This is a genomic window from Litoreibacter sp. JB4-2 (assembly GCF_055693445.1).
The window spans coordinates 1,466,811-1,492,522 of the sequence record NZ_CM146334.1 but is presented as its reverse complement, the minus strand read 5'-3'; the positions used below and the strand labels follow the sequence as shown (position 1 = coordinate 1,492,522).

At 59.1% G+C, this 25,712-nt stretch carries 21 protein-coding genes and 1 pseudogene; 13 read left to right on the top strand and 9 right to left on the bottom strand.

Annotation, left to right across the window (positions count from 1 at the left end):
- Positions 1-23: 23 nt before the first annotated feature.
- From ACZ1G7_RS07445 to ACZ1G7_RS07415, 7 genes and pseudogenes are all read right to left on the bottom strand, one after another.
- Positions 24-955, bottom strand: a pseudogene (locus tag ACZ1G7_RS07445) (ABC transporter permease).
- Positions 946-1,236 carry a hypothetical protein gene (locus ACZ1G7_RS07440; RefSeq protein ID WP_472663183.1) on the bottom strand — a complete coding sequence of 97 codons (291 nt, stop codon included), beginning with the start codon at positions 1,234-1,236 and terminating at the stop codon, positions 946-948. Before ACZ1G7_RS07440 ends, ACZ1G7_RS07445 begins: the two are co-directional and overlap by 10 nt.
- Positions 1,233-2,315, bottom strand: coding sequence for an ABC transporter permease (locus ACZ1G7_RS07435; RefSeq protein ID WP_472663182.1), 1,083 nt, complete (start codon positions 2,313-2,315; stop codon positions 1,233-1,235). Before ACZ1G7_RS07435 ends, ACZ1G7_RS07440 begins: the two co-directional genes overlap by 4 nt.
- Positions 2,312-3,823, bottom strand: a complete 1,512-nt coding sequence (locus ACZ1G7_RS07430; protein ID WP_472663181.1) for an ABC transporter ATP-binding protein — start codon at positions 3,821-3,823, stop codon at positions 2,312-2,314. Before ACZ1G7_RS07430 ends, ACZ1G7_RS07435 begins: the two co-directional genes overlap by 4 nt.
- Positions 3,820-4,785, bottom strand: a complete 966-nt coding sequence (gene xdhC / locus ACZ1G7_RS07425) for a xanthine dehydrogenase accessory protein XdhC (protein WP_472663180.1) — start codon at positions 4,783-4,785, stop codon at positions 3,820-3,822. Before xdhC ends, ACZ1G7_RS07430 begins: the two co-directional genes overlap by 4 nt.
- Positions 4,782-7,052, bottom strand: a complete 2,271-nt coding sequence (gene xdhB / locus ACZ1G7_RS07420) for a xanthine dehydrogenase molybdopterin binding subunit (RefSeq protein WP_472663179.1) — start codon at positions 7,050-7,052, stop codon at positions 4,782-4,784. Before xdhB ends, xdhC begins: the two co-directional genes overlap by 4 nt.
- Positions 7,049-8,407 (bottom strand): xanthine dehydrogenase small subunit, encoded by a 1,359-nt coding sequence (locus ACZ1G7_RS07415; protein WP_472663178.1) that lies wholly within the window; start codon positions 8,405-8,407, stop codon positions 7,049-7,051. The genes xdhB and ACZ1G7_RS07415 overlap by 4 nt, the downstream gene beginning before the upstream one ends.
- A gap of 204 nt (positions 8,408-8,611) precedes the next feature.
- On the opposite strand from ACZ1G7_RS07415, the gene ACZ1G7_RS07410 reads away from it, so the two are divergent.
- From ACZ1G7_RS07410 to dnaE, 3 genes are all read left to right on the top strand, one after another.
- Positions 8,612-9,139 (top strand): hypothetical protein, encoded by a 528-nt coding sequence (locus ACZ1G7_RS07410; RefSeq protein ID WP_472663177.1) that lies wholly within the window; start codon positions 8,612-8,614, stop codon positions 9,137-9,139.
- Complete coding sequence (locus ACZ1G7_RS07405; RefSeq protein ID WP_472663176.1) at positions 9,091-9,840, top strand: hypothetical protein; 750 nt, start codon at positions 9,091-9,093, stop codon at positions 9,838-9,840. The genes ACZ1G7_RS07410 and ACZ1G7_RS07405 overlap by 49 nt, the downstream gene beginning before the upstream one ends.
- 63 nt (positions 9,841-9,903) lie before the next feature.
- A complete protein-coding gene (gene dnaE / locus ACZ1G7_RS07400; protein WP_472663175.1) occupies positions 9,904-13,404 on the top strand; it encodes a DNA polymerase III subunit alpha in 3,501 nt (1,166 codons plus the stop codon).
- Here the strand turns inward: dnaE and ACZ1G7_RS07395 are convergent.
- Positions 13,401-13,604: a SlyX family protein gene (locus ACZ1G7_RS07395; protein WP_472663174.1), complete on the bottom strand. Its 204-nt coding sequence runs from the start codon at positions 13,602-13,604 to the stop codon at positions 13,401-13,403. The genes dnaE and ACZ1G7_RS07395 overlap by 4 nt on opposite strands.
- An 83-nt stretch (positions 13,605-13,687) precedes the next feature.
- Here ACZ1G7_RS07395 and hisS point away from each other — a divergent pair, with 83 nt between their 5' ends.
- The 3 genes from hisS to hisG are packed head-to-tail and all read left to right on the top strand — an operon-like array spanning position 13,688 to position 16,932.
- On the top strand, positions 13,688-15,151 hold the full coding sequence (hisS, locus tag ACZ1G7_RS07390; RefSeq protein ID WP_472663173.1) for a histidine--tRNA ligase: 1,464 nt from the start codon (positions 13,688-13,690) through the stop codon (positions 15,149-15,151).
- Positions 15,152-16,237, top strand: coding sequence for an ATP phosphoribosyltransferase regulatory subunit (locus ACZ1G7_RS07385; protein WP_472663172.1), 1,086 nt, complete (start codon positions 15,152-15,154; stop codon positions 16,235-16,237). It abuts the gene before it with no gap.
- On the top strand, positions 16,234-16,932 hold the full coding sequence (hisG, locus tag ACZ1G7_RS07380; protein WP_472663171.1) for an ATP phosphoribosyltransferase: 699 nt from the start codon (positions 16,234-16,236) through the stop codon (positions 16,930-16,932). The genes ACZ1G7_RS07385 and hisG overlap by 4 nt, the downstream gene beginning before the upstream one ends.
- Positions 16,933-17,012: 80 nt before the next feature.
- On the opposite strand, the gene ACZ1G7_RS07375 is transcribed toward hisG, so the two are convergent.
- On the bottom strand, positions 17,013-17,444 hold the full coding sequence (locus ACZ1G7_RS07375) for a DUF1489 family protein (protein ID WP_472663170.1): 432 nt from the start codon (positions 17,442-17,444) through the stop codon (positions 17,013-17,015).
- A gap of 460 nt (positions 17,445-17,904) precedes the next feature.
- Between ACZ1G7_RS07375 and ACZ1G7_RS07370 the strand changes: the two genes are divergently transcribed.
- The 7 genes from ACZ1G7_RS07370 (at position 17,905) to ACZ1G7_RS07340 (ending at position 25,688) form a co-directional block, all read left to right on the top strand.
- Positions 17,905-18,750 carry a hypothetical protein gene (locus tag ACZ1G7_RS07370; RefSeq protein WP_472663169.1) on the top strand — a complete coding sequence of 282 codons (846 nt, stop codon included), beginning with the start codon at positions 17,905-17,907 and terminating at the stop codon, positions 18,748-18,750.
- A gap of 343 nt (positions 18,751-19,093) precedes the next feature.
- Entirely contained in the window at positions 19,094-21,364 is a 2,271-nt protein-coding gene (locus ACZ1G7_RS07365; RefSeq protein ID WP_472663168.1) for an adenosylcobalamin-dependent ribonucleoside-diphosphate reductase, read from the top strand.
- A gap of 4 nt (positions 21,365-21,368) precedes the next feature.
- Positions 21,369-22,013, top strand: coding sequence for a YihY/virulence factor BrkB family protein (locus ACZ1G7_RS07360; RefSeq protein WP_472663167.1), 645 nt, complete (start codon positions 21,369-21,371; stop codon positions 22,011-22,013).
- Positions 21,980-22,192 (top strand): YhjD/YihY/BrkB family envelope integrity protein, encoded by a 213-nt coding sequence (locus ACZ1G7_RS07355; RefSeq protein WP_472663166.1) that lies wholly within the window; start codon positions 21,980-21,982, stop codon positions 22,190-22,192. The genes ACZ1G7_RS07360 and ACZ1G7_RS07355 overlap by 34 nt, the downstream gene beginning before the upstream one ends.
- On the top strand, positions 22,189-22,929 hold the full coding sequence (locus ACZ1G7_RS07350; protein ID WP_472663165.1) for an SDR family oxidoreductase: 741 nt from the start codon (positions 22,189-22,191) through the stop codon (positions 22,927-22,929). The genes ACZ1G7_RS07355 and ACZ1G7_RS07350 overlap by 4 nt, the downstream gene beginning before the upstream one ends.
- A 27-nt stretch (positions 22,930-22,956) precedes the next feature.
- Positions 22,957-24,156 (top strand): NAD(P)/FAD-dependent oxidoreductase, encoded by a 1,200-nt coding sequence (locus ACZ1G7_RS07345; protein ID WP_472663164.1) that lies wholly within the window; start codon positions 22,957-22,959, stop codon positions 24,154-24,156.
- 212 nt (positions 24,157-24,368) lie between these two features.
- Positions 24,369-25,688 carry an ABC transporter substrate-binding protein gene (locus tag ACZ1G7_RS07340; RefSeq protein ID WP_472663163.1) on the top strand — a complete coding sequence of 440 codons (1,320 nt, stop codon included), beginning with the start codon at positions 24,369-24,371 and terminating at the stop codon, positions 25,686-25,688.
- Positions 25,689-25,712 lie beyond the last annotated feature (24 nt).

Below are 25,712 nucleotides of genomic sequence, written 5' to 3'. Positions count from 1 at the left end.
TATTTAGCAGCGATTTTGTGCCTCTAGGATGAGGCGTGGAATTGGCGTCCCAGGCAGGCAGGCGCGGATAGCGCGGCCTTGGCTTTGCCCGAGGACATGATGACAAGCACCAGGATGGTTATCAGATAGGGCGACATGGACAAGTACTCTACCGGTATGGCGACCCCGGCTGCCTGCAGGTTCAGCTGCAAAACGGTAACGCCGCCAAATAAATAAGCTCCTAACAAAACCCGGAACGGTCGCCAGGCGCCAAAGACCACAATCGCAAGAGCGATCCAGCCGGCGCCCGCGGTCATACCTTCGGTCCACTGCGGCACGCGCACGAGGCTGAGATAAGCGCCGCCAAGCCCTGCGCAGGCCCCGCCGAACATTATCGCCAACAGTCGCACTCGGACGACCTTGTAGCCCAAAGCATGCGCGGCATCATGGTTTTCACCGACCGCGCGCAGGATCAGCCCGGCGCGCGTAAACTTCAGCACGGCCCAAGTGGCAATGACCAGCGACAGCGCGACATAGACCATCAGGTCTTGATTGAAGAGCACCGGGCCAAAAAACGGGATATCGCCAAGCAGCGGGATATTGATCTTCTCCGTCGCGGGGGGCGAATGCCGACATAGCCTTGCCCCATGAGCGAGCTGAGTCCGAGCCCGAATAGCGTCAGCCCCAAGCCGGTCGCGACCTGATTTGACAGGAAATATTGCGTCAGCACGCCAAAGAGCAGCGACAGAACCGCCCCGCCAAAGGCCGCGGCAAGGAAGCCAACAAAGGGCGAGCCGGTTTCAACCGCAATTGCAAATCCGCAGATCGCGCCGATGATCATCATGCCTTCAACGCCGAGGTTCAACACGCCCGCTTTTTCAACGATCATTTCGCCGATGGCAGCGAGGATGATGGGGGTGGCGGCCACCATCAGTGAGGCGACTAGGAGCGTGGGGGAAATGGCACTTAGGTCCAATGCTGACCTCCAATCACCAGACAAACTGCGCATGTCAGCGCCCAGCCAGCTGCGATGCCGAAAATCATCCGGGGCATATGGAACATATGTCCAAAAAGATGTCGGAACTTGCTTCGTGCCGAAGGAAAGATCAGCACGAGGCTCGCGAACAGCAAAGTAATCGCAACATGGGCTGCAATGAACAAAAAGCCGATTTCACTGCCGCCCATGTGCATCATCCAAGGCATAGCCAAGCCCATGAGCACACCTAAAGCGATTGGTTTCTTTGCGGTGATCATCATGCAGCCTCCCCTGCGCCAAAGCGCACGCGGAAATTTGTAAGGACATCCACGGCGAGCAGGAAGAACAATAGCATCCCTTGGAAGGCCTGAATGGCGGCGGCGGGCAGGCCGAGGGAGCTTTGCGCGGCCTCCCCGCCGATATAGGTCAGGGCCAGCAGCAGCCCGGCCAGCAGGATGCCCACAGGATGCAACCGGCCAAGGAATGCCACGATGATGGCGGTGAAACCGTAGCCCACGTTGAAATCAATGCTGATCTGGCCAGCAGGGCCGGAGACTTCGAAAAGACCAGCCAACCCGGCCAGAGCGCCGGAGATGCCGAGGCAGAACAGAACCAACCGCGTTGGGTTCACCCCACCAAAGCGCGCGGCGCGTGGCGCCTGACCTGCAAGTTTGATCTGAAATCCCAGCTGGTGGCGGGCGAGCAGGATATAGGCGAAGATCACCGCGATGAAGGCGGCGGCGACACCCCAATGCATGCCGGTGCCTGCGATGATTTCTTCGTTGAAACCAGCGGGGTAGCTGCGGAAATTACGAGAGCCGGGGAAGCCTGCGCCGTCAGGGTTGCGCAGTGCGCCCAAAGCCATAGAGGCCAGAATGAATTCCGCCACATAGACCAGTAGCAGCGAGACGAGGATTTCGTTGGTGTTGAACTTCACCCGCAAAATGCCTGGGATCATTGCCCATAAAAGCCCGCCCAAAGCGCCTGCGATGATCATCAGCGGGAAGACCAGGAAACTGTCGAGCGGGTAAAAGGCCAACCCGACGGCAGCACCGCAAATCGCGCCGATTATGTATTGCCCTTCCGCCCCGATGTTCCAGATGCCTGCGCGAAAGCCCAATGACAGGCCAGTCGCGATCAGGATCAGCGGTCCGGCTTTGACCAGCAATTGGCCGCGATAATAGAAGGCGAATTCGCCAAAAATCGGGTCCCAGAAGATGGTGCGGATTGCCTCCAGCGGGTCCTTGCCTAGGGCTGCGAACATCAGACCGCCCGCCAACATGGTCAAGACGACGGCTAAGGGTGGCGTGGCCCAAGACCAGATGCGCGACGGCTCGGGACGTTTTTCAAGCCGGATCAATGGGCCGTCTCCAAATCATGCGCGCCGCCCATCATCAGCCCGATCTGATCAACGGTCAGGCCCGGTGCTGGGACGGGCGCGGTCAAACGCCCCTCGTTCAGCGCCGCGAAGCGGTCGGAGATTTCCATCAACTCGTCCAAATCCTGGCTGATCACCACAATCGCGGCGCCATCAGCGGCCAGATCCAGAAGCGCCTGCCGGATCGCGGCGGCTGCAGCGGCATCGACGCCCCATGTGGGTTGGTTAACGACCAAAAGATCGGGTTTTTGCAATATCTCACGCCCGATGACGAATTTCTGCAAGTTGCCGCCCGACAGGGCCCGCGCAGCAGTGTCGGCGCCGGGGGTGCGCACGTCGAAGCTTTTGACCACGTCTTCGGCAAATTCGCGCGCCGCGCCCCAGTTCAGAAAACCTTTATTGGCGAGAGACTTACGCACCGTTCCTGTCAGAACCGCATTTTCGGTCAAGCTCATATCTGGTGCAGCGGCATGGCCCAACCGTTCTTCAGGCGCGGCCAAAAGCCCGATTGCCCGCCGCGCATTGGGACCGAGCCCGCCCACGTCATTTTGTTCGAAAAAGACCTGTCCGGGGCTGGCCAGAAGTTCACCCGACAGGGCGCCCGTTAGCTCATCCTGGCCATTCCCGGCAACGCCGCCGATGCCCAGGACCTCACCGCGGTGCACAGACAGGTTGATGTCCTTCAGGGAGGTCCCAAAGGCCGACGGTGCAGGCAGGGATAAGGCACGCAGCTCAAGTGCGACCTCTGCGCTGCTATGCGGTTTGCGCTCAGGCACGTGCAAGACCTGACCGACCATCATTTCAGCCATGGCGCGGGCCGTCTCGACCTTTGGGTCGCAGGTGCCCACATTTTTGCCCAGCCGCAGAATGGTTGCGGCGTCGCATAAGCGCCGAATTTCTTCCAGCTTGTGCGAAATATAGAGGATCGATGTTCCCTCGCTGCGCAGCTTTTCGAGGGTTTGAAATAGGATTTCGACCTCTTGCGGCGTCAGAACGGAGGTCGGCTCATCCATGATCAAAAGCTTGGGATTCTGCAAAAGGCAGCGGATGATTTCGACGCGTTGCCGTTCGCCTGCGGACAGATCGCCCACTAAACGTGCTGGATCAAGCGGAAGACCGTAAGCGTTTGACACGTCAGTGATTTTTGCCGCCAGATCACGCATTTTCGGCGGGTTTTCCATCCCCAAGGCAATATTTTCGGCCACATCCAGCGCCTCAAACAACGAGAAATGCTGAAACACCATGGCGACCCCGGCGGCACGAGCCGCGCGCGGCTCAGCCGGAGTAAACGGCGCGCCATGCAAGCGCATCTCGCCACTGTCGGGCTTCACCAGCCCGTAGATCATCTTCACCAATGTGGATTTGCCGGCGCCGTTTTCGCCAAGCAGCGCATGTACCTCGCCCGGCTCAATGCGCAACGACACGTCGTCATTGGCCACGACGCCTGGATAGGCCTTGGTCAGCCCTGAAAGTTCCAAAAGCGCCGTCATGCCGTCGCGCGTCCCCCTGTATCGCTCAGGCCTTGTACCCCAGAGCGCGAAGCGGAAATTAGCGCGCAGGCCGTGCCAAGCGCAATAGCGTGCGGGTGTTTGCCAAGGTCGGTTTGCCCGATTGGGCAGCGAATGCGACTAATTTGTGCATCTGAGTGACCCAGACTGGTTAACCGCGACCTAAAACGCGCCCATTTGGTGGCCGAGCCGATCAACCCAGCCTGCGCGAAACCGTGGCTGAGTAACCGGTGGCACAGCTCCAGATCCAATGCATGAGAATAGGTCAGGATCAAGTGGAACGCGTCTTTTGGGGCCAGTGTCGCGGCATCCGCCGGATTCACTGCGGGAAGGGCTGTGACATGTTGGGGCACATGGTCGGGGAAGCGTTTGGGTGATGTGTCGATCCATGTGATCGCGAAATCGGGCAGCGGCGCCATCACATCGACCAAAGCCCGGCCAACATGACCCGCGCCGTAGATCCAAAGCGGTGTCTTGGTCTGGTGAAGCGGCTCGGCGAGCCAACCGGCTTCATAGATCAATTCACCCGGTGCGGCGCCGCTACGATGCCGCGCCAAACTGCGGGTCAGTTTCAAAGGCTGAGCCTGTTCTCCGTCGCAGCAGCGTAGGTAATGGCCCTCATTGATGGGGATTTGGGCAAGCGCACCTGCGTCAAACACTTCCGCCACCAAAGTCACGGCGCCGCCGCAGCACTGCCCCAACGCGGGACCTAGCGGCAGTCGTTGCACCGTCGTGTCATCTGTGTTCAAGCGGGCGCGCAGTTCTTTCACCGCCTCAAATTCTAACGCGCCGCCGCCAATCGTGCCGCTTTGCCCGTCTCGCCAAACTAGCATCGACGTTCCCGTCTCTCGCGGGGCGGAGCCCGCGTGATCCACGATGACGATCCGCCCGACGCGCCCGTGCTGCGCAACTGCACGGTGCAGCTGATCAAGGTCAAAGCTCATGCGCTGACCTGTGTGACCGCAGCAAGAACGCGTTCCGCTGTGGCCGGGGCGTCCAGGTCAGGGTAGCCGGGCCCGCAATATGACACGGCATCAGACAGCGCCATCAACGCAGAAATGCCCAGCATTAACGGCGGCTCGCCCACGGCTTTGGACCGATAAATAGTCTCTGCCGGGTTCGTACCCTCCCACAATGCCACGTTGAAGATCTCCGGCCTGTCGGAGGCTGCGGGGATTTTATACGTCGCAGGCGCATGGGTGCTGAGCGCGCCGCGCGCATCCCAGACCAGCTCTTCCGTGGTCAGCCAGCCCGCGCCCTGCACATAGCCGCCCTCGATCTGGCCAATGTCCAAAGCCGGGTTCAGCGAAGCGCCGCAATCATGCAGGATATCCGCCCGCAAGATGCGGTTTTCACCGGTCAGCGTGTCAATCACCACCTCGGTCACTGCCGCCCCGTAAGCGAAATAGAAAAACGGGCGGCCTTCACCCTTGATCCGGTCCCAGGCCACTTCAGGCGTCGCATAAAACCCTGTGCTGGACAGCGACACGCGGTGTTCATAGGCGGTTTTGGCGGCTTCCGCGAAACTCATCTCGCCGCCGACATACCGGACCTTCCCATCCGCAAATTGTGCCCCGCCCAGATGCGCGCTGATCCGGTCGCGGATCGTCTCGCATGCCGCTTTCGCAGCCATCCCGTTCAGATCCGTACCGGACGAGGCCGCTGTGGCTGAGGTGTTCGGCACCTTACCCGTATCCGTCGCAGTGATCTGCACCGTTTCAACCGGCACCCCAAACACTGCGGCCGCAACTTGCGCCACTTTGGTGAACAGGCCTTGGCCCATCTCCGTGCCGCCGTGGTTAAGATGGATAGAGCCGTCTTGATAGACATGCACCAGCGCGCCGGCCTGATTGAGATGGGTTAATGTAAACGAAATCCCGAATTTCACCGGTGTCAGCGCAATCCCACGTTTCAGGATCGGATTTTCCGCATTCCAGGCCGCAACTGCGCGCCGTCGCGCCGTGTAGTCCGATGTACGCTCCAAAGCGCCAACCAGCTCATCCAGAATGCTGTCGGTTACTTCCATCCCATAGGGCGTCGTCGGCTTCGTTCTGTCAGAAATACTCATGGTGGAGGGGTAGAAATTGGCGTGTCGCACATTCAACGGGTCAAGGCCCAGATGATGCGCAATATGGTCCATGACCCGCTCAATCCCGACCATGCCTTGCGGCCCGCCAAACCCGCGAAACGCGGTGTTGCTTTGCGTATTTGTCTTCAACCGGTGTGATGTGATCCGCGCTGTGGGCAGCACATACGCGTTGTCAGCATGCAGCATCGCGCGGTCGGCGACGGGCAGCGACAGATCCTGCGCCCAGCCGCATTTTACATATTGCGTGAAATCGACACCGATGATGCGGCCAGTGTCATCGAAGCCCGCGTCATATTCGATGCGGAAATCATGCCGTTTGCCGGTGATGATCATGTCGTCATCGCGGTCATACCGCATTTTGACGGGGCGCTCGGTGCGCGCGGCCACAACGGCGCAGGCAACGCACAGCGCATTGCCTTGGCTTTCCTTGCCGCCAAATCCGCCGCCCATGCGCCGCACCTCGACCCGCACCGCACCCATGGGCTTGCCTATGGCCTCAGCCACCTTGTGCTGAATCTCCGTCGGGTGTTGGGATGAGGCATGAACCACCATCTCGCCGCCATCTTGCGGCAGGGCGAGCGCCGCGTGGCCCTCAAGATAGAAATGTTCCTGCCCGCCAAGCTCCATACTGCCTGACACGCGCTGTGGGGCTTTTTCCAAAGCCGCGTCCACATCGCCTTTTGAATAGACGCGCGGGCCCTCTTCAAATCGGCTATCAGCGGCCATAGCTGCATCAATCGTCAGGATTGGCGTTTCTTCTTTGTAAGTGATCTTGCCCAGCCGCGCGGCTTTGCGCGCGGCCAGATGGCTGTCGGCGACCACCAAAAACACGGGCTGTCCGACGTAGTGAACGCGACCGATTGCCAGCAAGGGTTCATCGTGAATTGACGGCGAGACGTCATTGTCAAACGGCAAATCATCCGCCACCAAAACGTCGACGACGCCGGGTGCTGTGCGTACCGCGTCCAAATCCATCGACGTTATTTCGCCGCGGGCAATGGTGGACAAGCCAAAAGCAAGATGCAGCGCATTTGCCGGCACCGGTACATCATCGGTGTAGCGCGCGGCGCCGGTTACGTGCAAAGGCGCGCTGTCATGGCTGCGGGGCTGGCGCACGCTCATGGTCGAACCTCCAACACAGAGGCGCGCGCGCCGGTCTGTTCCGCGAAGAAACGGTGCAAAAGCGCTTTTGCGACCTGCAGCCGGTAGGCTGCCGAGCCGCGCATGTCATCGAGCGGTGAGTAGTCGTCGGCAAATTTGTCTGCCGCTGCCGTGATCGTGCCCGCCGTCCAAGGCTGGCCGATCAACGCAGCCTCAACATGGGGTGCGCGCTTTGGCGTGCCCGCCATGCCGCCAAAAGCGATCCGGGCAGATGTCACGATGCCGTCCTTGATGACTATATTAAAGCAACCGCACACAGCTGAAATGTCCTGATCAAAACGTTTCGAGATTTTGTAGCAGCGCAAATTATCTGGCTGGCGAGGGATCGTGACGAACTCGACAAACTCACCCGGTGCGCGGTCCTGCTTGCCATATTCAAGGAAGAAGTCCTCAAGCGGCAGTGTTCGTCGTGTATCGCCCTTTCGCAGATGCACTTGTGCCCCCAGCGCGATCAATGCCGGGGGGCTGTCCCCGATAGGGGAGCCATTGGCGATGTTGCCGCCAATCGTCGCGGCATTGCGTACTTGGACTGAGCCGTAGCGGCGCAGCATTTCCGCGAAGGAGGGGTGAATGCCGCGCATTGCCTCCAAAACCTGGGTGATCGTGCAGGCCGCACCGATTTTGATCTCGTCGTTGTCTATTTCGATCTGTTGCAGGTCCGTGCAGCGCCCCAAAAACGCGACCTCGTTCAAATGGCGCAACTGCTTGGTGACCCAAAGACCGACATCCGTGGCTCCGCCGATCAGCGTAGCGTCGGGATGCGCGGCATACCACGCTGCCAAGGCGTCCGAGCTTTCGGGCATGGCAAAAGGCGGGGCGCCCGCATCGACCTTGGGTTCGGCCATCCAATCCGGGACAGGCTCAGGCGCGGCGGCTTCTGCGGCGCGGATGATTGGGGCATAACCGGTGCACCGGCACAGGTTGCCCGCCAGTTGGTCATTGAAATCCGTTGCGCCGTTTTTATGCGCGGCGGCCATGGTCGTGATGAACCCTGGCGTGCAGAACCCGCATTGCGACCCGTGATGCGCCACCATCGCATCCTGCACCGGGTGCAACGCTCCGTCTGGCCCCGCGATCCCTTCGACGCTGCGCACCGCGCGCCCGTGCAATTGTGGCATGAACAAGATGCAGGCGTTCATCGCGCGCGCCGCGCCATCCGGGCCCGTCACGATCACAGAACAGGCCCCGCAATCACCTTCATTGCAGCCTTCTTTGGTGCCTGTTAGCCCGCGACGATCCCGCAAAAAATCCAGCAAAGTGTCTGTCGGTCCACAATCGGCCCGCACAGTTTCCCCGTTGAGAAGAAACGTCACCATATGGAATATGTCCTGCCGCCTTACCCAGGGTGTTTGTCGTATAGTCGCGCTGTCGATGCGGCGTAGACGGCGCGGCGAGTTGTTCTGACAATGCTAGGCTGGGCTTTGCCACATTTGCAAGCCCGCCGCCGTGCAAAAGGCGCGCAAAAGGCTCGGTGAAAGCAAACAAACGCCATCAAAATGTGCGATTGCTCAAAGAGGATCATGGTTAATCCTTCATTTAAGCTGCCACTGAATGAGATCATGCTAAAAAGACTGCTCACACGAGAAAAAATCCCCGCCGTTGACGTCGCTTCTGACGACGTATTGGACCCCGTCGAAGTGCGCCCGGCGCCATCGGCCAAAGCCGCGCCGGTTCAACCAAAGCGTGCCCGCAAAACCAAAAGCATGCGCGACAGCGACATCAAAGATGATCAAGGTCGTTCTGCCGAAGAAATCGCCGCGGAAGCCGCGCGTGAATTCGATATTGACGCCGTCGTGCGCAAAGCCGCCTCGATGCCGGACACGCCAATCGGTATGCGCCCTACGCAGGCGGCACCGCCCCCGTCGTTGCAGATCTGCCCAAACATAAAGCACGGGAAGGCCATACCGGCGCCCCGGTCGCGCCTCCGGTTCAGGCCGCGCCCCCGGCGCCGACACCACAGCCCGCGCCCGTTGCACAAGCCAAGCCAGCCCCGATTGTCTTGCCCGAAACGGCCCGTGTCCCGGCAAAGCGCGCAAATATCGCGCTGAAGGACGGCCATATTGCCCTGACAGGCCCCACCCCGGATTCCATCCTGGAGACGGAAGACGCCCGCGAAGCCTATTGGCAGGCCATCGGCGAAAGCGATGACGAACTTCTCAGCTATCCGGTCTCGCCGCAGGTCATGGGTTTGCCCGCGTGGCCCACGCAATCGCAGGCCTTCCGCGTTATTCGCACCGAGCATAGCGTGATCTTGGCCTCCGAAGGGCTGAGCGACCCGTTTGGTGCGTTTGGCCCGCGTAGCAATGTGAACGGCTTCGGGCTGGAGGTGTTTATCGAGGTTGTCGGCTGGCAGTCTATGATTGCCAAAAACCTGCGCAAAACCTGGGCGTTCAAAGCGGTTGAACACGCTGCACGGCTGGCCGCGCATGCGCAAAACCTGACGCAGCTTTTGCAAAATGATGTTTTGTCGATGGATTTGCCGCAACATTGCGTCCCGAAAGGCTGGGTCGTACCCGGTGTTGCCGATCCTGCCGGCGCACTTTTGGGCTTGCCACAACCGCCCGGACGCGGGGCCATCAAAGGCATGCCGTTGTCGGAAGTCAAAATGGTGCCCATCACGCCGATCTTCCCCGAAGAGCTGGAATCCTGCGTCTTGGAAGGCCCGGCAGAACGCCGCGCCCTTGCCAATGATCTGTTGACCACGGGGGCCGGGCACCGCGCCGATATGACGCGCACGAGTTTGCGTTAAACAAAGCGCCCGACATCGGATTTTGTGGGTGGTGCTCGCAGACGGACAAGATACTGTTCGGGCATGGCTGACCAACCCCGATTCATTCACCTGCGCACCCATACCGAATACTCGCTTTTGGAAGGCGCGTTGCGCGTCAAAAAGCTGGCGGGCATGTGTCAGGACGCAAAAATGCCCGCTGTGGCGATCACGGACACCAACAACATGTTCGCGGCGCTGGAATTTTCGGAATACGCGGCAGGGGCCGGGGTGCAGCCCATAATTGGCTGCCAGGTTGACCTCGCCTATGAGCAAACCGCGCCGGGCGAAAAGCCCCGCCCGCCTGCGCCGATCGTCCTGTTGGCGCAAAACGAGCGCGGCTACGAGAACCTGATGAAGCTCAATTCCTGCCTCTATCTGGATGCAGATGGGCAGCTGCCGCAGGTTTCATTGGCGGAATTGGCCGAGCACCATGAGGGATTGATTTGCCTGACTGGCGGGCCAGATGGGCCTTTGGGGCGGTTGCTGCGAAACGGGCAGGCGCCCAAAGCCGACGCGCTGCTGCGGCAATTCGCGCAGACCTACCCGGACAGGCTCTATGTTGAACTGCAACGCCACCCGGGCGACGATGGTTTGCCGGAGGCGGAGAAACTGTCAGAACGCGGGCATGTCGAAATGGCCTACGCGATGGGCCTGCCATTGGTTGCCACCAATGACGCGTATTTTCCAAAATCGAACATGTATGAAGCGCATGATGCGCTGATTTGCATTGCGGAAGGCGCCTATGTTGACCAGCAGGGCGACCGGCGCAAACTGACCCCGCAGCACTATTTCAAGACGCCGCAAGAAATGGCCGCGTTATTCGCTGACCTGCCGGAAGCACTAGAAAATACCGTTGAGATCGCACAGCGCTGCGCCTTCAAAGCCTATAAACGCGATCCGATCCTGCCAAAGTTCGCCGATGATGAGGTCGAGGAATTGCGCCGTCAGGCCAATGAAGGCTTGCAGGCACGACTTGCGATTATCCCACATGCGGCCTCGGTCGAGGAATACCAAGCGCGGCTGGATTTTGAGCTTGGCATTATCGAAGGCATGGGCTTTCCGGGCTACTTTTTGATCGTGGCGGACTTCATTCACTGGGCCAAGAAAGAGAATATTCCGGTGGGGCCGGGGCGTGGCTCCGGCGCGGGGTCACTGGTGGCCTATGCTCTGACCGTCACCGATTTGGACCCGCTGCGCTATTCGCTGCTGTTTGAGCGGTTCCTGAACCCCGAACGTGTGTCCATGCCTGATTTCGATATCGATTTCTGCATGGACCGCCGGGAAGAGGTGATCCGCTACGTCCAAGAAAAGTACGGCCGTGACAAGGTCGGACAGATCATCACTTTTGGTGCGCTTCTGTCGAAAGCTGCCGTGCGCGATATCGGCCGCGTTCTGCAAATGCCCTATGGGCAGGTGGACCGGCTTTCGAAGATGATCCCCGTAGAGGGCGTCAAACCGGTCAGTATCGAAAAGGCTTTGGCGGACGAGCCGAAGCTGCGTGAAGAGGCGAAGAACGAAGAGGTTGTCGCGCGGTTGCTGGACTATGGCCAACAGGTCGAAGGGTTGCTGCGCAACGCATCCACCCATGCCGCGGGCGTTGTCATCGGCGACCGGCCATTGGACGCGTTGGTGCCGCTTTATCAAGACCCGCGTTCCGATATGCCTGCGACGCAGTTCAACATGAAATGGGTCGAACAAGCCGGGCTCGTGAAGTTCGACTTCCTCGGCCTGAAGACGCTGACTGTTATTCAAAACGCAATTGATCTGCTCGACCGGCCTTTGCATATCGCGGCAGATGGCTCGCAGATATACGAGCCGCCTGCGGGGGCGGAGAATGACATTGGCGCGATCCCGCTGGATGACGAAAAGTCGTATAAGTTATATTCTTCGGCCAAAACCGTTGCTGTTTTCCAGGTGGAAAGTTCGGGAATGATGGATGCGCTGCGGCGCATGAAGCCGACCTGTATCGAGGATATCGTGGCGCTGGTGGCCTTGTATCGCCCCGGCCCGATGGAGAATATTCCGACCTATTGCGAGGTGAAGAACGGGTTAAAAGAGCTTGAATCTATTCATCCTTTGATCGACCACATCTTAGCCGAGACCCAAGGCATCATCGTCTACCAGGAACAGGTGATGGAGATCGCGCAGGTCATGGCGGGCTACAGCCTCGGCGGGGCCGACCTGCTGCGCCGCGCCATGGGTAAGAAGATCAAGGAGGCGATGGACGCCGAACGCCCCAAGTTCGAAGAAGGCGCGAAGAAGAACGGCGTTGACGCGAAGAAAGCACGTGAAGTCTTTGACCTACTTGAGAAATTTGCCAATTACGGTTTCAACAAATCCCACGCCGCCGCCTATGCTGTGGTCAGTTACCAGACGGCCTGGCTGAAGGCGAACCACCCGGTTGAATTCATGGCGGGCGTCATGAACTGCGACCTGCATCTCACTGATAAGCTTGGCGTTTACAAAGAAGAGATCGTAAAAACGCTCGAAATTGAAATCGTGCCGCCGTGCGTGAACCGCTCCGGCGCGACCTTCACGGTGACCGATGGCAAAGTGGTCTATGCGTTAGGCGGTCTGAAGAATGTGGGCGTCGAGGCGATGCGGCTGGTCACAGATGCGCGTGTCGTCGACGGCGTCGAAAAACCCTTCGCGACGCTCTATGATTTCGCCCGCCGCGTTGATTTGAAACGCGTTGGTAAGCGGCCTTTGGAAATGCTGGCGCGATCTGGCGCGTTTGACCAGTTGGACCCAAACCGGCACCGCGTTTTCGGATCGCTGGACGGGTTGGTCAGCTATTCGGCGGCGATTCATGAGCAGCGCAATTCCAATCAGGTGTCGCTGTTTGGCGAGGCGGGGGACGACCTGCCGGAGCCACGATTGTCACCGGTGGACGACTGGCTGCCCAGCGAACGGCTCGCGCAGGAATTCACAGCAATTGGGTTCTATCTGTCGGGCCATCCGCTGGATGACTACGCGCTCGCGCTCAAGCGTAAAGGCGTCTCCAGCCTGACCGATATCGAAGAAAAAGTGCAGGGCGGCGCGATCATCGCCAAGCTTGCGGCGACAATATCTGGTCGCCAGGAACGCAAGTCAGCGCGCGGCAACCGCTTCGCTTTTGTGCAGGGCTCCGACCCGACGGGGATGTTTGAAGTCACGGTTTTTTCCGACACGCTGGAGGCCGCTGGCGATCACCTGATGCCGGGGACAAACGTCGTGCTGACCGTCGAGGCAACCTACGAATCCGAGCAACTGAAGCTGCTCTGCCGTGGTGCGCAGCCAATCGACGGCGCGGTCGACGCTGGTGCGATGGGGTTGAAAATATTCGTCGATGACAACACGGCCATCGGATCAATCGCCTCCGTTCTTGAACGCTCGGGGCAGGACAAATCGATCCGAGCGCGTGGCCCGGTGTCGCTGTGCCTGATGAACCCCGAACTTCCGGGTGAGGTCGAGGTCGATTTGGGCGCTCAGTTTGCGATCAACCCTAAAGTCAAAGGCGCGATCAAATCGCTCGGCGGCGTCGTGATGGTAGAAGAAATCTAGTAATGCGGCGGGCGCTCGTCGCCCAAAACAACATGGCCACCAGCGTCTTGGCTGCGCTCTTGCTCGCGCTCCATCAACAGGCGGACACGGTTGGTGAGAAGGGCGATTTCCTTCTCTTGCCGCGCGACGATATCGGACATCTCTTCGACCGAGCGGGTGAGATGGGCGATCTGTTCTTCAAACTTGGTGTCTTCACTCATGTCCGCCCTCTTGGCAGGTTGCTTGTTTCTCGTCCAGCCCTTCGCTAAAGCGGGGCGCGAGTTAACCCGCAGGATCCGACGCCATGGCCAAAGTCAAAAAACAGCCCCGCCCCAAGGCAGAAACCCCAAAAGGGTTTCGCGATTATTTCGGGGCCGAGGTCGCGCAGCGTAAGGCGATGCTGGATCAGATCACCGCCGTCTATCAGCTTTACGGGTTTGACGCGTTGGAAAGCTCCGCCGTCGAAACGGTTGAGGCGCTGGGCAAGTTCCTGCCCGACGTGGACCGCCCCAATGAAGGTGTGTTCGCTTGGCAGGAAGACGAAGATTGGATGGCCCTGCGCTACGATCTGACCGCACCGTTGGCCCGTGTCTACGCCCAACACCGCAACGATCTGCCCACGCCTTACCGTCGCTACGCAATGGGGCCGGTTTGGCGCAATGAAAAGCCGGGTCCGGGGCGCTTTCGCCAGTTTTATCAATGTGATGCCGATACTGTCGGCTCCGGGTCTGTTGCCGCAGATGCTGAGATTTGCGCGATGTTGTCGGATGTGTTGGAAGCTGTTGGCATCCCGCGCGGCGACTACCTGATCCGGGTCAACAACCGCAAAGTTCTCAATGGCGTTTTGGAGGTGATGGGCCTGGCCGATGACCCCCGCCGCGACGACGTTTTGCGCACCATCGACAAGTTCGACAAGGTGGGCGAGGCGGGCGTGCGCCAGCTGCTGACCGTTGGTCGCACCGACGCCTCCGGCGCTGAGATTGACGGCGTCGGCCTGAGCGATGAACAAGCCGGTCCAGTGTTGGCTTTCCTGACGGCCAAGCAAGACAAGGTCGACGACACGCTGGCCAAGCTGGCTGAGGCCGTCGGCGATAGCGCCATTGGCAAAGACGGCATTGAAGAGCTGGCCCAGATCGCCGCCATGCTGGAGGCGCAAGGCTATGGCCCTGACCGGATCGAGATTGACCCCTCCGTTGTGCGTGGCCTTGGCTACTATACCGGCCCCGTCTATGAGGCTGAGCTGACCTTCGAGATCAAGGACGAAAAAGGCAGACCACGCCAGTTTGGCTCTGTTGCGGGGGGCGGGCGCTATGACGACTTGGTCAAACGCTTCACGGGCCAGGCTGTGCCGGCCACTGGCGTCTCCATCGGTGTCGACCGTTTGCTGGCCGCGCTGCATGCCAAAGGGCGGCTCGACAAGGGCAGCATTGGTCCGGTCATTGTCACCGTAATGGACCGCGCCCGCATGTCCGACTATCAGGCGATGGTTGGCGAGCTGCGTGCCGCGGGCATCCGGGCCGAGGCCTATCTGGGCAATCCGAAAAACTTCGGCAACCAATTGAAATACGCCGACAAACGCGGCAGCCCCATGGCTATAATCGCCGGGTCAGTTGAGTTCGACCAAGGCATCGTTCAGGTCAAGGATTTGGTCTTGGGCGCCAAGATCGCCGAAACCGCGACACATGAAGAATGGAAAGAACAACCCGCCCAGTTCGAGATCAAGCGCGCCGATTTGGTCGCTGAAATTCAGAAGATGCTGGCAAGATAAGTGGCTGACAAAGCTCAGATAAAGGCGGAGGCCGGGCGCCTTTTTACGCTGTTTCAGGCAGCAGGTGCTGCGCCCGTTGACGCTGATCTGCTGCAACCTTCCGAGACGCTTCTGGACCTCTATGGCGAAGATATCCGCGCGCGCGCCTATGTGACTTCCGACCCGGTTCGGGGCGAACAAATGCTGCGCCCCGATTTTACAGTGCCGATTGTTCAGGCCCACATGCGCGACGGGGCCGAACCCGCGCGCTACACCTATATGGGCGAAGTGTTTCGCCAGCAGCAGGCCGGCACGGGGCGGGCCAACGAATATTTGCAAGTGGGCTATGAGGTGTTTGATCGCACCAATCCGGCAGAGGCTGACGCAGAGGTATTCGCGCTGTTCGCACGCGCTTTGGAAGGCCATGCGTTGACGCCGTCCATCGGTGATATCGGCCTGCTGATTGCCGCAGTTCAGGGGCTTGAAACTTCCGCCCGCAGGCGTGCCGCGTTGATGCGCCATATTTGGCGGCCAAACCGGTTCCGCACCCTCTTGGACCGTTTCGCAGGCCGCGCGCCCGCGCCTGATGGGCGTGACGCATTGGTTGCTGCGCTGGACGGGCTTAATGTGGATCAGATCGTGGCGGGCGCAGGGCCCGAAATCGGGGTGCGCAGCGCGGGTGAGGTTGCGGCGCGGCTCAGAGCCTTGAGCGTGGACAAGGACGTAGCGCCGATCCCGGAAGTACAGATCGATGCGGTTTTGGAGCTGCTGGAAATCGCTGAACCTGCGGCTGAAGCGTCGAAAAAACTGTTAGAGATTTCCGAACGCTTCCCGGCAATTGAAGCGGCGCTTGCCGTATTTGACCGGCGCTTGGAGGCGTTGAGCGCGCGCGGCGTGTTGCTTGAGGGCCTTCGGTTCGAAGGCGCCTATGGGCGGACCTCCATGGAATACTATGATGGGTTCGTGTTTGGATTTGCCCAAAACGGCGCGGCGCCTGTGGCGTCTGGTGGGCGTTATGACGCGCTGACGCGGGTGCTGGGGCAGGGGCGCGAGATCCCGGCCGTGGGCGGTGTGATCCGCCCCGAATTGCTGGGAGCGGCGTCATGAGTATCAAACTGGGCGTGCCCTCGAAGGGGCGGTTGATGGAAGATACGTTTGCCTGGTTCGCGAACCATGGCGTGACGCTGCAGCGGACCGGGTCGGACCGGGAATATGCGGGGGCTGTCTCGGGCGTGGACGGGGTCGAGCTGGTGCTGCTCAGCGCGGGCGAGATACCGCGCGAATTGGTGGCGGGAAGGATTGATCTGGGTGTCACCGGAACTGACCTTGTGCGTGAGAAAATTCCACTGTGGCACGACAAAGTTGAGCCGCTGGTTGAGATGGGGTTCGGGTTCGCGGACCTGATCCTGGCGGTGCCACGGTTTTGGGCGGATGTGTCGACTTTGGATGATCTTGATGCGGTAGCGGCGGCGTTTAGGGCGGAGCATGGCTTTCGGCTGCGGATTGCCACGAAATACCACCGGTTGGTGAGGGAGCATCTTCAAACGGCTGGCGTGGCGGATTATCAGCTGGTCGACAGTCAGGGGGCGACGGAGGGGACGATCAAGAACCTGACGGCGGAGGCGATTGCCGACATCACGACGACCGGGGCGACGTTGGAGGCGAACCATCTGAAAATACTCGGAGGGGAGCCGATCTTGCGGTCGCAGGCGACTTTATTTGCCTCCAAAAAAACCGCTGATCTGAGCGCTGAGAATGCGGTCTTCCTGACGGCTTTGAAGGCGAAGTTGGGGCTGGTTTGAAAAGCCCCGCATGCGGGGAATCTTGTAACTGTCTGATTTAAAACAGGTCTCAGATTTTGTTTACCACCTGTTAACCCGGTCTACCGCACACCGATATCGGCCAAAGCGGCGCTGAGCTGGGGTGGCAATTTCTCTTCGCGGGCGCGATGTTCTGGTAGGTCGGCCGGCGCGTCCTCCGGGCGCAAATAGCGCCAGCCCTGGAACGGGCGCTTGGTCATGTTTTCGACCCGGATCAATTTCGGATCAAAGACCAAAGCGCAGCGACGGATGCCGTCGCCACGGTCGTATTCATCAAGGCGCAACAGCTTTTGGCGGGCTTGCACGACACCTTTGATGACCCAAAAAATCGACCCGCCGTTCAAAAGCTCAGCCTCACGCTTGGGCCACATCCGGGTGACATGACGCGGGTTGCCATCGGCGCCTTTGGGGCGCGGGCTGTCCTGCCAGATCTGCAGATCCTCGACCGTCTCGGTGCCGACAGATAGTTTTATCAGATTGATATGTTGTGCCACGACTCAGCCCCCGCTCTCAGACGTAAGGGTATTGTGTTCGGCGGGGCTTTCAAGTGCTCAACACTGCCGGACTCGACGGCATGAAAATGGTTAGTTCGGGTTCAGACTTGCCCACCGATGGGAAAAGCTGAGTTGCAGGGAGGGCAAAGGCACAGTTTGTTCCGACACAATGCCATGCGTTGAGGATGGTCTGCAATTTTCCATGAATGGCGGCTTTGAGCCCATAGTTCCTGGTGCTGCACCTTGCACCAACGGCTGCTCTACACTTGCATCTTGCAGAATGGCATAAGTATTCCTGAACATCATACGATTTTCAGCAAGGGGTCTACCTTAGGTTTTCATGGAACAGCTTAGTTGGAAAACGATCTGAGCTAGTAAAGCGCCCGATCTAGGCGCGTGAGGCGGGGTAACTTTGCCGTACAATTCGCGGTTATACCTACTGGAAAGGAGTAAATTGAAGATGTATCAGAGTTGTATCACTACTTTCGTAGATATATTAGGCTTTCGCTCGCTTTTGAACCGCAGAAGTCCCAATGAGATATCAGGCATCCTGTCAGAGTTTCGAACTATCAACAATGATCGCTTAGATGAGCAATTGAAGACGTTCTTAGCTTCAACGATCTCCAAGAACGACGGCATTCTAGTTGAGACAATTTCTGATGCGATTGTTCGCGCGAGACCCTACGAGGAAAGCGATGCGAGTTCTGTTCTCTTTTCAGAAATCGTAAATCTTGCGCGAATTCAGTTGAGATGCGCCCATGAGGGCGTTCTCATCCGTGGAGCCGTTACCGTCGGCGATATGCATCTTGGCGTGAACCGTCTCGGCCCGGTTTTTGGTCCAGCATTGGCCAAAGCATACGATCTAGAGTCAAAGCATGCACAATTTCCGATAGTTATGCTGGATCCAGCAGTAGTTGATCTCCTTAATCCTAGAAAGCTCAACCCCAGACTACCGAACCCATTTAATGGTTTTTTGAAACCAGATAGCTCCGATGTATACTACATCGACTACCTAAACATCGGGGCGCGTTTGATCGGAGGGTTTATGTCGCCAGAATGGTTGCGGCACTTGAAAAAACAAGCCAGCCATTTCCGTGATAACTGGTCTACAGTGAGTGGCATGTCCGCTACGAGGAAGGTAGCGTGGATGAAGAACTACCATAACAGTTTTGTCAGAGAATTGATCGAATACCAGGAAAGGAACATTCTCAACTTGTCGAGTGAGCCCAACTTTGCCTTCATTAAGCGAGAAGAAAAGAAATTGTCAGAATTCAATAATTTGATTGTTGATTTTGAGAGGTTTTAGTCGAACCTCTGCGCGTTATTATTTCTGCCAACAATGCCCCCGTGCCGCTTTAATGCCTTTAGCCAGCCCAACTCCAAAAGTCAGCCGTAGAGAAGTAAGCGGTTATAATTTATGTTTGGTGTCGATGGCGTCGACGATTGCTCTTTGGCAGCGTGTCCAGAAGCCGACTTTGGTCCAATCTGCGGGAAAGTCGGGATTGTCCCGCATAAGCGACATTGAATCGCGCTAGGCTTGGCGATGTTTTCGTCCAAAGCGCCTCTCTTTTGAGTTAGATCGCTTTGACGGTTGGGGTTCGGCGCGGTAAGCTCTATATATTGCATCCTTCCTCATAGGGACCAACGATATGAGCCGCTTTGCTGCCCCCATTGCCGACCAAATCTGGGACATGAAATACCGTTTCAAGGAGGCCGATGGCACGCCGATTGACGTCACTGTCGAAGACAGTTGGCGCCGGATCGCGCGCGCGCTGGCGGCGACTGAGGCGGAACCTGCCAAATGGGAAGAGACGTTTTACGCGGCGTTGGAAGACTTCAAATACCTGCCCGCGGGCCGGATCACCGCAGGGGCGGGCACGGAGCGGTCGGTGACGCTGTTCAACTGCTTCGTCATGGGCACGATCCCCGACAGTATGGGCGGCATATTCGAGATGTTGAAAGAGGCCGCGCTGACCATGCAGCAGGGCGGCGGCATCGGCTATGATTTCTCGACCATCCGGCCCAAAGGCGCGGGCGTCAAAGGCGTGGCGGCGGATGCGTCCGGGCCATTGAGCTTCATGGATGTGTGGGACGCGATGTGCCGCACGATCATGTCGGCAGGGTCGCGCCGCGGCGCGATGATGGCCACGATGCGCTGCGACCACCCCGACATTGAGGATTTCATCACCGCCAAACAGGACGCGGCGCGGCTGCGGATGTTCAACCTGTCGGTGCTGGTGACCGATGACTTCATGGAGGCCGTAAAGGCGGACGCCTCGTGGGACCTGGTTTTCAACGGCGAGGTCTACAAGACGATCCCGGCGCTGGAGCTGTGGGATTTGATCATGCGCTCCACCTATGATTTCGCGGAACCGGGCGTGATTTTCATCGACCGGATCAACGCGGCCAACAACCTGAATTACTGCGAGACGATTGCGGCGACCAACCCGTGCGGGGAACAACCCCTGCCGCCCTATGGGGCGTGTTTGCTGGGCTCGATCAACCTGGCGCGTCTGGTGGTGGCGCCGTTCGAGCCGGATGCGGCGCTGGACGAAGACGCGTTGGAGGCGCTGGTGGGCACCGCCGTGCGGATGATGGACAATGTGGTCGATGCATCACGCTTCCCGCTGCCCGAACAAGCGGCCGAAGCGCAGGCGAAACGCCGGATTGGCTTGGGCGTCACCGGGTTGGCGGATGCGCTGCTGATGGTGGGGTCGCGCTACGGATCGGAGGAGGCGGCGCGTCTGACCGAGCACTGGTTGCACCGGGTCGCCCGCGCCGCGTATCTGGCCTCAGTGCAGCTTGCGAAGGAAAAGGGCCCGTTCCCGTTGTTCGACGCGGACGCGTTTTTGGCCAGCGGCGCGATGCAGGGCATGGATGAGGATGTGCGCGCGGCGATTGCCGAGCATGGCATCCGCAACGCGCTTTTGACCTCTATCGCGCCGACGGGGACGATTTCGCTTTACGCGGGCAACGTGTCGTCGGGCATCGAGCCCGTGTTTGCCTATGCCTACACGCGCAAAGTGCTGCAAAAGGACGGGTCGCGCACCGAGGAAGAGGTCGTGGATTACGCAGTACAGCTGTGGCGCGAGAAGCATGGCGATGTGGACCTGCCGGAGCATTTCGTGAACGCGCAGACCTTGGCGCCTTTGGACCATGTCCGCATGCAGGCGGCGGCGCAGAAATGGGTGGATTCTTCGATTTCGAAGACGATCAACTGCCCCGAAGACATCAGCTTTGACGATTTCAAGGAAGTCTACATGGCTGCCTGGGATCAGGGCTGCAAGGGCTGCACCACCTATCGCCCAAATGACGTGACGGGGTCTGTTTTGAGCGTGTCGGAGAGCAGCGATACGCAGGAGGCGGAGCCGTTGAAGGTCGCTGAGGGCGGTGAGGTTGTCTACATGTCCGAGCCGCTCGACCGGCCGTCGGAGCTGGAGGGGCAGACCTATAAGGTCAAATGGCCCGACAGCGAGCATGCGCTTTATATCACCATCAATGACATTGTGCTGAACGGGCATCGCAGGCCGTTTGAGGTGTTTATCAACTCCAAGAACATGGAGCATTTCGCCTGGACGGTGGCGCTGACGCGAATGATTTCGGCGGTGTTCCGGCGCGGCGGCGATGTGTCCTTTGTGGTTGAGGAGCTGAAGGCGGTGTTTGACCCGCGCGGCGGCGCGTGGATGGGTGGCAAGTATATCCCGTCCATACTGGCGGCGATTGGCGGCGTGATTGAACAGCATATGATCGCCACGGGCTTTATCGCGGGCGAGGGGATGGGGCTGAAGGCTGACCCATCGGCCAAGGTCGCTGTCGTGGGCCAAAAGGGCAAAGCCTGCCCCAGCTGCGGTCAATTTGACACGCGGATGATTGAGGGCTGCATGACCTGTGCCTCTTGCGGTCATTCGAAATGCGGCTAGCGGCTTGAGCGGCTGGTGGGCGATTGCCAAGGCGGTTTACGCGCAGATTGACGACGAAAACCTGAGCCTGATTTCCGCAGGCGTGGCGTTTTTCGGCATGATGGCCGTGTTTCCGGGGCTGGCGGCGGTGATTGCGATCTTTGGGCTCTGGGCGGACCCAGTGGTGATTCAGGACCAGATCGCGCTGCTGAAAGGCATCTTGCCGGGCGACGTCCTGACCCTGATGGACACGCAATTGACCCGGTTGGTCGGCGCGGGGTCAGAGACGCTGGGCTGGGCTACGGGGCTGTCGATTTTACTTGCGCTTTGGTCGGCGCGGGCGGGCGTGGGCGCGATGATGCGGGGGCTGAACACCATCTACCGCGCGCCCAACAGGGGCGTGTTCCACCATTATTTCGCGGCGTTCAACCTGACATCGGCCTTGGTTTTGGTGGCGCTGGTGGCGGGCAGCGCCATCGTTGTGACCCCGGTTGTCGTCGCGTTCCTGCCGCTGACCGACCAGACGGCAGCGATTATCAATGTGATCCGGTGGAGTGCCGCGATCTTTGTGATCACCATGGGGATCACGCTGATTTACCGTTACGGGCCGCGCAAACGCGACGGGCGGCGGACGCCTTGGCTAACTTGGGGGCGGCCTTTGCGGTGCTGACCTGGGCTGCAAGTTCTGCCGCGTTTTCGCAGTATTTGGCGAATTTCGGACGATACAATGAGGTGTACGGGTCCATCGGGGCCGTGGTGGCGTTGCTGATTTGGCTGTATTTGTCGGCGTTTTTGGTGCTGCTTGGTGGCGCGCTGAATGCGGAACTGGAACGGCGGGAGGGGTCATGAGATTGAAAGACAAAGTGGCGATTGTGACGGGCGGGGCCTCAGGCTTTGGCGCGGGGATTGTGCGGAAATTCGTGGCCGAGGGCGCGCGTGTGATGGTCGCAGACCTGAACTTTGAGGGCGCACGGGGCTTGGCAGATGAGCTAGGCGCCGACGCGGTCGCAGCGAATGTCGCGGAAGGCGACAGCGTTGCTGCAATGATTGCGGCGACGCAGGACGCCTTTGGGCGGGTCGATATCTTGGTGAACAATGCGGGTGTGACGCATCTGCCTAAGCCCATGGAGGAGGTCAGCGAGGATGACTTCGACCGGGTGTTCGCGGTGAATTGCAAGTCTGTTTATCTGGCCGCGCGGACCATTGTCCCGATTTTCAAAGCCCAAGGTGCGGGGTGCATTTTGAATGTGGCCTCGACGGCGGGGGTGTCGCCGCGGCCGAACCTGAATTGGTATAATGCCTCCAAAGGCTGGATGATTACTGCGACCAAGGCCATGGCGGTGGAATTGGCGCCGTCTGGTATTCGCGTCAACGCGCTGAACCCGGTCGCGGGGGAGACGCCTTTGCTGAAGTCCTTCATGGGCGAGGACACGCCGGAGCGGCGAGCGCAGTTTCTGTCAACGATCCCGCTGGGGCGCTTTTCGACGCCTGAGGATATGGGCAATGCGGCCTGCTATTTGTGCTCGGATGAGGCCAGCATGATCACCGGCGTCGCGATGGAGGTTGACGGCGGGCGCTGCATATAGTCGGGTTTCCTTCGGGAGATTTTGAGTATGCAGGCACCTGAGAAAACCAGCTATGACGTCGTGATTGTCGGGGGCGCCATGTATGGGTCATCCGTGGCGTGGTGGCTGTCGCGCAACCCGGATTTTGATGGCTCCATTTTGGTTGTGGAACGCGATCCGAACTATGAATTCGCCTCGACCTCCCACACCAATAGCTGCATTCGGCAACAGTTTTCCAATGAGGTGAATATCCAAATTTCGCAATTTGGCGCGGAATTCATCCATAATTTCAAAGAGTTCATGGGCACAGGTGATGCGCCCGACATTGTGCTGCAAAGCTACGGGTATCTGTATCTGGCCGACAATGCGGAGTTTGCGGACAACCTGAAGTCGCAACAGCAGGTGCAACAACGTCTGGGCGCGGGCACCAAGTTTTTGACGAAGGATGAGATTGCAGAGGCCTACCCGTTTTACCAGCTGGATGACATCATTGGCGGCAATCACAACCTGATTGACGAGGGCTATTTTGATGGCGGCACCATCTTTGACTGGTGGAAACGCCGGGCCCGCGCGCAGGGCGCGGAATACGTTCACAATGAGGTCACGGCGATCGCGCGCAGCGCGGATGGCACGCGGGCGGAAAGCGTGACGCTGGCCACGGGGGAGGTCGTGACCTGCGGAACTGTGGTGAATTGTTCGGGCCCCCGTGCGGCTGCGACGGCGGCCATGGCGGGCATTGAGATCCCCGTGGAGCCGCGCAAGCGCTACACGTTCATCTTTGACGCCGAGACGCCGTTGGACCGGGATCTGCCGCTGACGATTGACCCGTCTGGCGTGCATATGCGCAGCGACGGTCAGTACTATTTGGCGGGCTGCCCGCCCGATGAGGACCCGGGCGTGGCCTATGATGACTTTGTTGAAGACCATTCCCTGTGGCAAGAGAAGGTCTGGCCGGTGATCGCGACCCGGGTGCCAGCCTTTGAGACGGTGAAGCTGATCAATTCCTGGGTTGGGCATTACGCCTTCAACACGTTTGACCAGAACGCCATTGTCGGGCCGCATAGCGCGGTTGAAAACTTCATTTTCGTGAATGGGTTTTCGGGCCACGGGCTGCAGCAATCGATGGCACTGGGGCGCGGCGTGGCGGAATGGATCACCTATGGCTCGTATCGCAGCATCGATCTGGCGCAGTTTGGATTTGACCGGATTGAAAGCCAAACGCGCTTCGCCGAGCGGGCGGTTATTTAGCAAAACTACGTATCTGTGACACCGCCTTTTCGTCTCTAGTGAGCTGAAATTGACGGGAAAGTTTTTATTAAAAGCAATGTCTTAATGGTCTTTTTGAGGTGCGTACCTCAAAAAAGGCTAGACTTGAGGTGCGTACCTCAAATAGCGTTGAAGCACGATAAGGATTCGGCTGCCGGAGGAGGGTGCCGAGTGACACTTTGGGAGGAAAACCAATGAAGAATTTGAAACTGGCATCCGTCAGTGCGCTGAGCATTGCTGCCGCATCGGCTGCAACGACCGCACAGGCCGATGATCTGACTTTGTGCTGGGCAGCTTGGGATCCGGCAAACGCGCTTGTCGAGCTGAGCAAAGAATTTGAGGCGCAGTCGGGCCACAACATGAGCTTTGAGTTCATCCCGTGGCCGAACTTTGCGGACCGGATGCTCAACGAACTGAACTCCGGCGGTAAATTGTGCGACCTGCTGATCGGCGACAGCCAATGGATTGGCGGCGGCGCGGAGAACGGTCACTACGTCAAGCTGAACGATTTCTTCGACGCTGAAGGCATCTCTATGTCCGACTTTGCGGACGCCACAGTTTACGCCTATTCGACATGGCCAAAGGGCACACCGAACTACTACGCACTGCCGGCAATGGGCGACGCGAATGGCTGGTTCTACCGCAAGGACTGGTTCGCACGTGACGACATTCGCGCCGCGTTCAAGGAGGCCACTGGCCGTGAGCTGGGCGAGCCTAAGACACAAAAAGAAATGCTCGAAATCGCGCAGTTCTTCCAAGGCCGCGAGATTGACGGCCAGACCGTATACGGCGCTGCGATCTTCACCGAGCGTGGTTCCGAAGGCATCACGATGGGCGTAACATCGGCGCTGTACCCATGGGGTTTCAAATATGAAAACACCCCGGGGTCCTACGACATGGATGGCGCGGTAAACTCGCCTGAGGCTGTTGAAGCGCTTGAATTCTATAAAGAATTCTATGAGACAGCGACCCCGCCGGGCTACACCAACTCCTATATGGGTGAAGGTCTGGACGCGTTCAAATCGGGGCAGGTCGCCATGGCGATGAACTGGTTTGCCTTCTTCCCGGGCCTTTATGCGGATCCGAACACGGGCGGCGACAAGATCGACTTCTTCGTCAACCCACCCCAGAACCAAGCCGGTTCTACGCTGGGCGGTCAGGGTATTTCGGTTGTGGCCTATTCCGACAAGCAGGACGCTGCGCTTGAGTATATCAAGTGGTTCTCCAACCCCGATGTGCAGGCGAAATGGTGGTCCTTGGGCGGCTATTCCGCGCATAACTCGGTCCTGAATGACCCGGGCTTCAAAGACAGCGCACCGTTTGCCGGTGACTTCTTGGAGGCCATGGGGTCGGTGCAGGATTTCTGGCAAGAGCCGGCCTATGCCGAGCTGCTTCTGGCGATGCAGAAACGCATGCATGACTACATCGTGGCCGATCAGGGCACGGCGCAGGAAGCACTGGACAAGCTGGTCGAGGATTGGACCGAAGTCTTCGAGGACGAAGGCAAGCTGTAATCTCCCTGAAGGGTCAACTCCACC

Excerpts from the sequence above, each read along its gene's own strand:
- ACZ1G7_RS07440 (WP_472663183.1), bottom strand. The coding sequence starts at position 1,236 with ATGATGATCACCGCAAAGAAACCAATCGCTTTAGGTGTGCTCATGGGC.
- ACZ1G7_RS07430 (WP_472663181.1), bottom strand. The coding sequence starts at position 3,823 with ATGACGGCGCTTTTGGAACTTTCAGGGCTGACCAAGGCCTATCCAGGC.
- xdhC (WP_472663180.1), bottom strand. The coding sequence starts at position 4,785 with ATGAGCTTTGACCTTGATCAGCTGCACCGTGCAGTTGCGCAGCACGGG.
- xdhB (WP_472663179.1), bottom strand. The coding sequence starts at position 7,052 with ATGAGCGTGCGCCAGCCCCGCAGCCATGACAGCGCGCCTTTGCACGTA.
- ACZ1G7_RS07415 (WP_472663178.1), bottom strand. The coding sequence starts at position 8,407 with ATGGTGACGTTTCTTCTCAACGGGGAAACTGTGCGGGCCGATTGTGGA.
- ACZ1G7_RS07410 (WP_472663177.1), top strand. The coding sequence starts at position 8,612 with ATGGTTAATCCTTCATTTAAGCTGCCACTGAATGAGATCATGCTAAAA.
- dnaE (WP_472663175.1), top strand. The coding sequence starts at position 9,904 with ATGGCTGACCAACCCCGATTCATTCACCTGCGCACCCATACCGAATAC.
- ACZ1G7_RS07395 (WP_472663174.1), bottom strand. The coding sequence starts at position 13,604 with ATGAGTGAAGACACCAAGTTTGAAGAACAGATCGCCCATCTCACCCGC.
- hisS (WP_472663173.1), top strand. The coding sequence starts at position 13,688 with ATGGCCAAAGTCAAAAAACAGCCCCGCCCCAAGGCAGAAACCCCAAAA.
- hisG (WP_472663171.1), top strand. The coding sequence starts at position 16,234 with ATGAGTATCAAACTGGGCGTGCCCTCGAAGGGGCGGTTGATGGAAGAT.
- ACZ1G7_RS07370 (WP_472663169.1), top strand. The coding sequence starts at position 17,905 with ATGTATCAGAGTTGTATCACTACTTTCGTAGATATATTAGGCTTTCGC.
- ACZ1G7_RS07365 (WP_472663168.1), top strand. The coding sequence starts at position 19,094 with ATGAGCCGCTTTGCTGCCCCCATTGCCGACCAAATCTGGGACATGAAA.
- ACZ1G7_RS07350 (WP_472663165.1), top strand. The coding sequence starts at position 22,189 with ATGAGATTGAAAGACAAAGTGGCGATTGTGACGGGCGGGGCCTCAGGC.
- ACZ1G7_RS07345 (WP_472663164.1), top strand. The coding sequence starts at position 22,957 with ATGCAGGCACCTGAGAAAACCAGCTATGACGTCGTGATTGTCGGGGGC.
- ACZ1G7_RS07340 (WP_472663163.1), top strand. The coding sequence starts at position 24,369 with ATGAAGAATTTGAAACTGGCATCCGTCAGTGCGCTGAGCATTGCTGCC.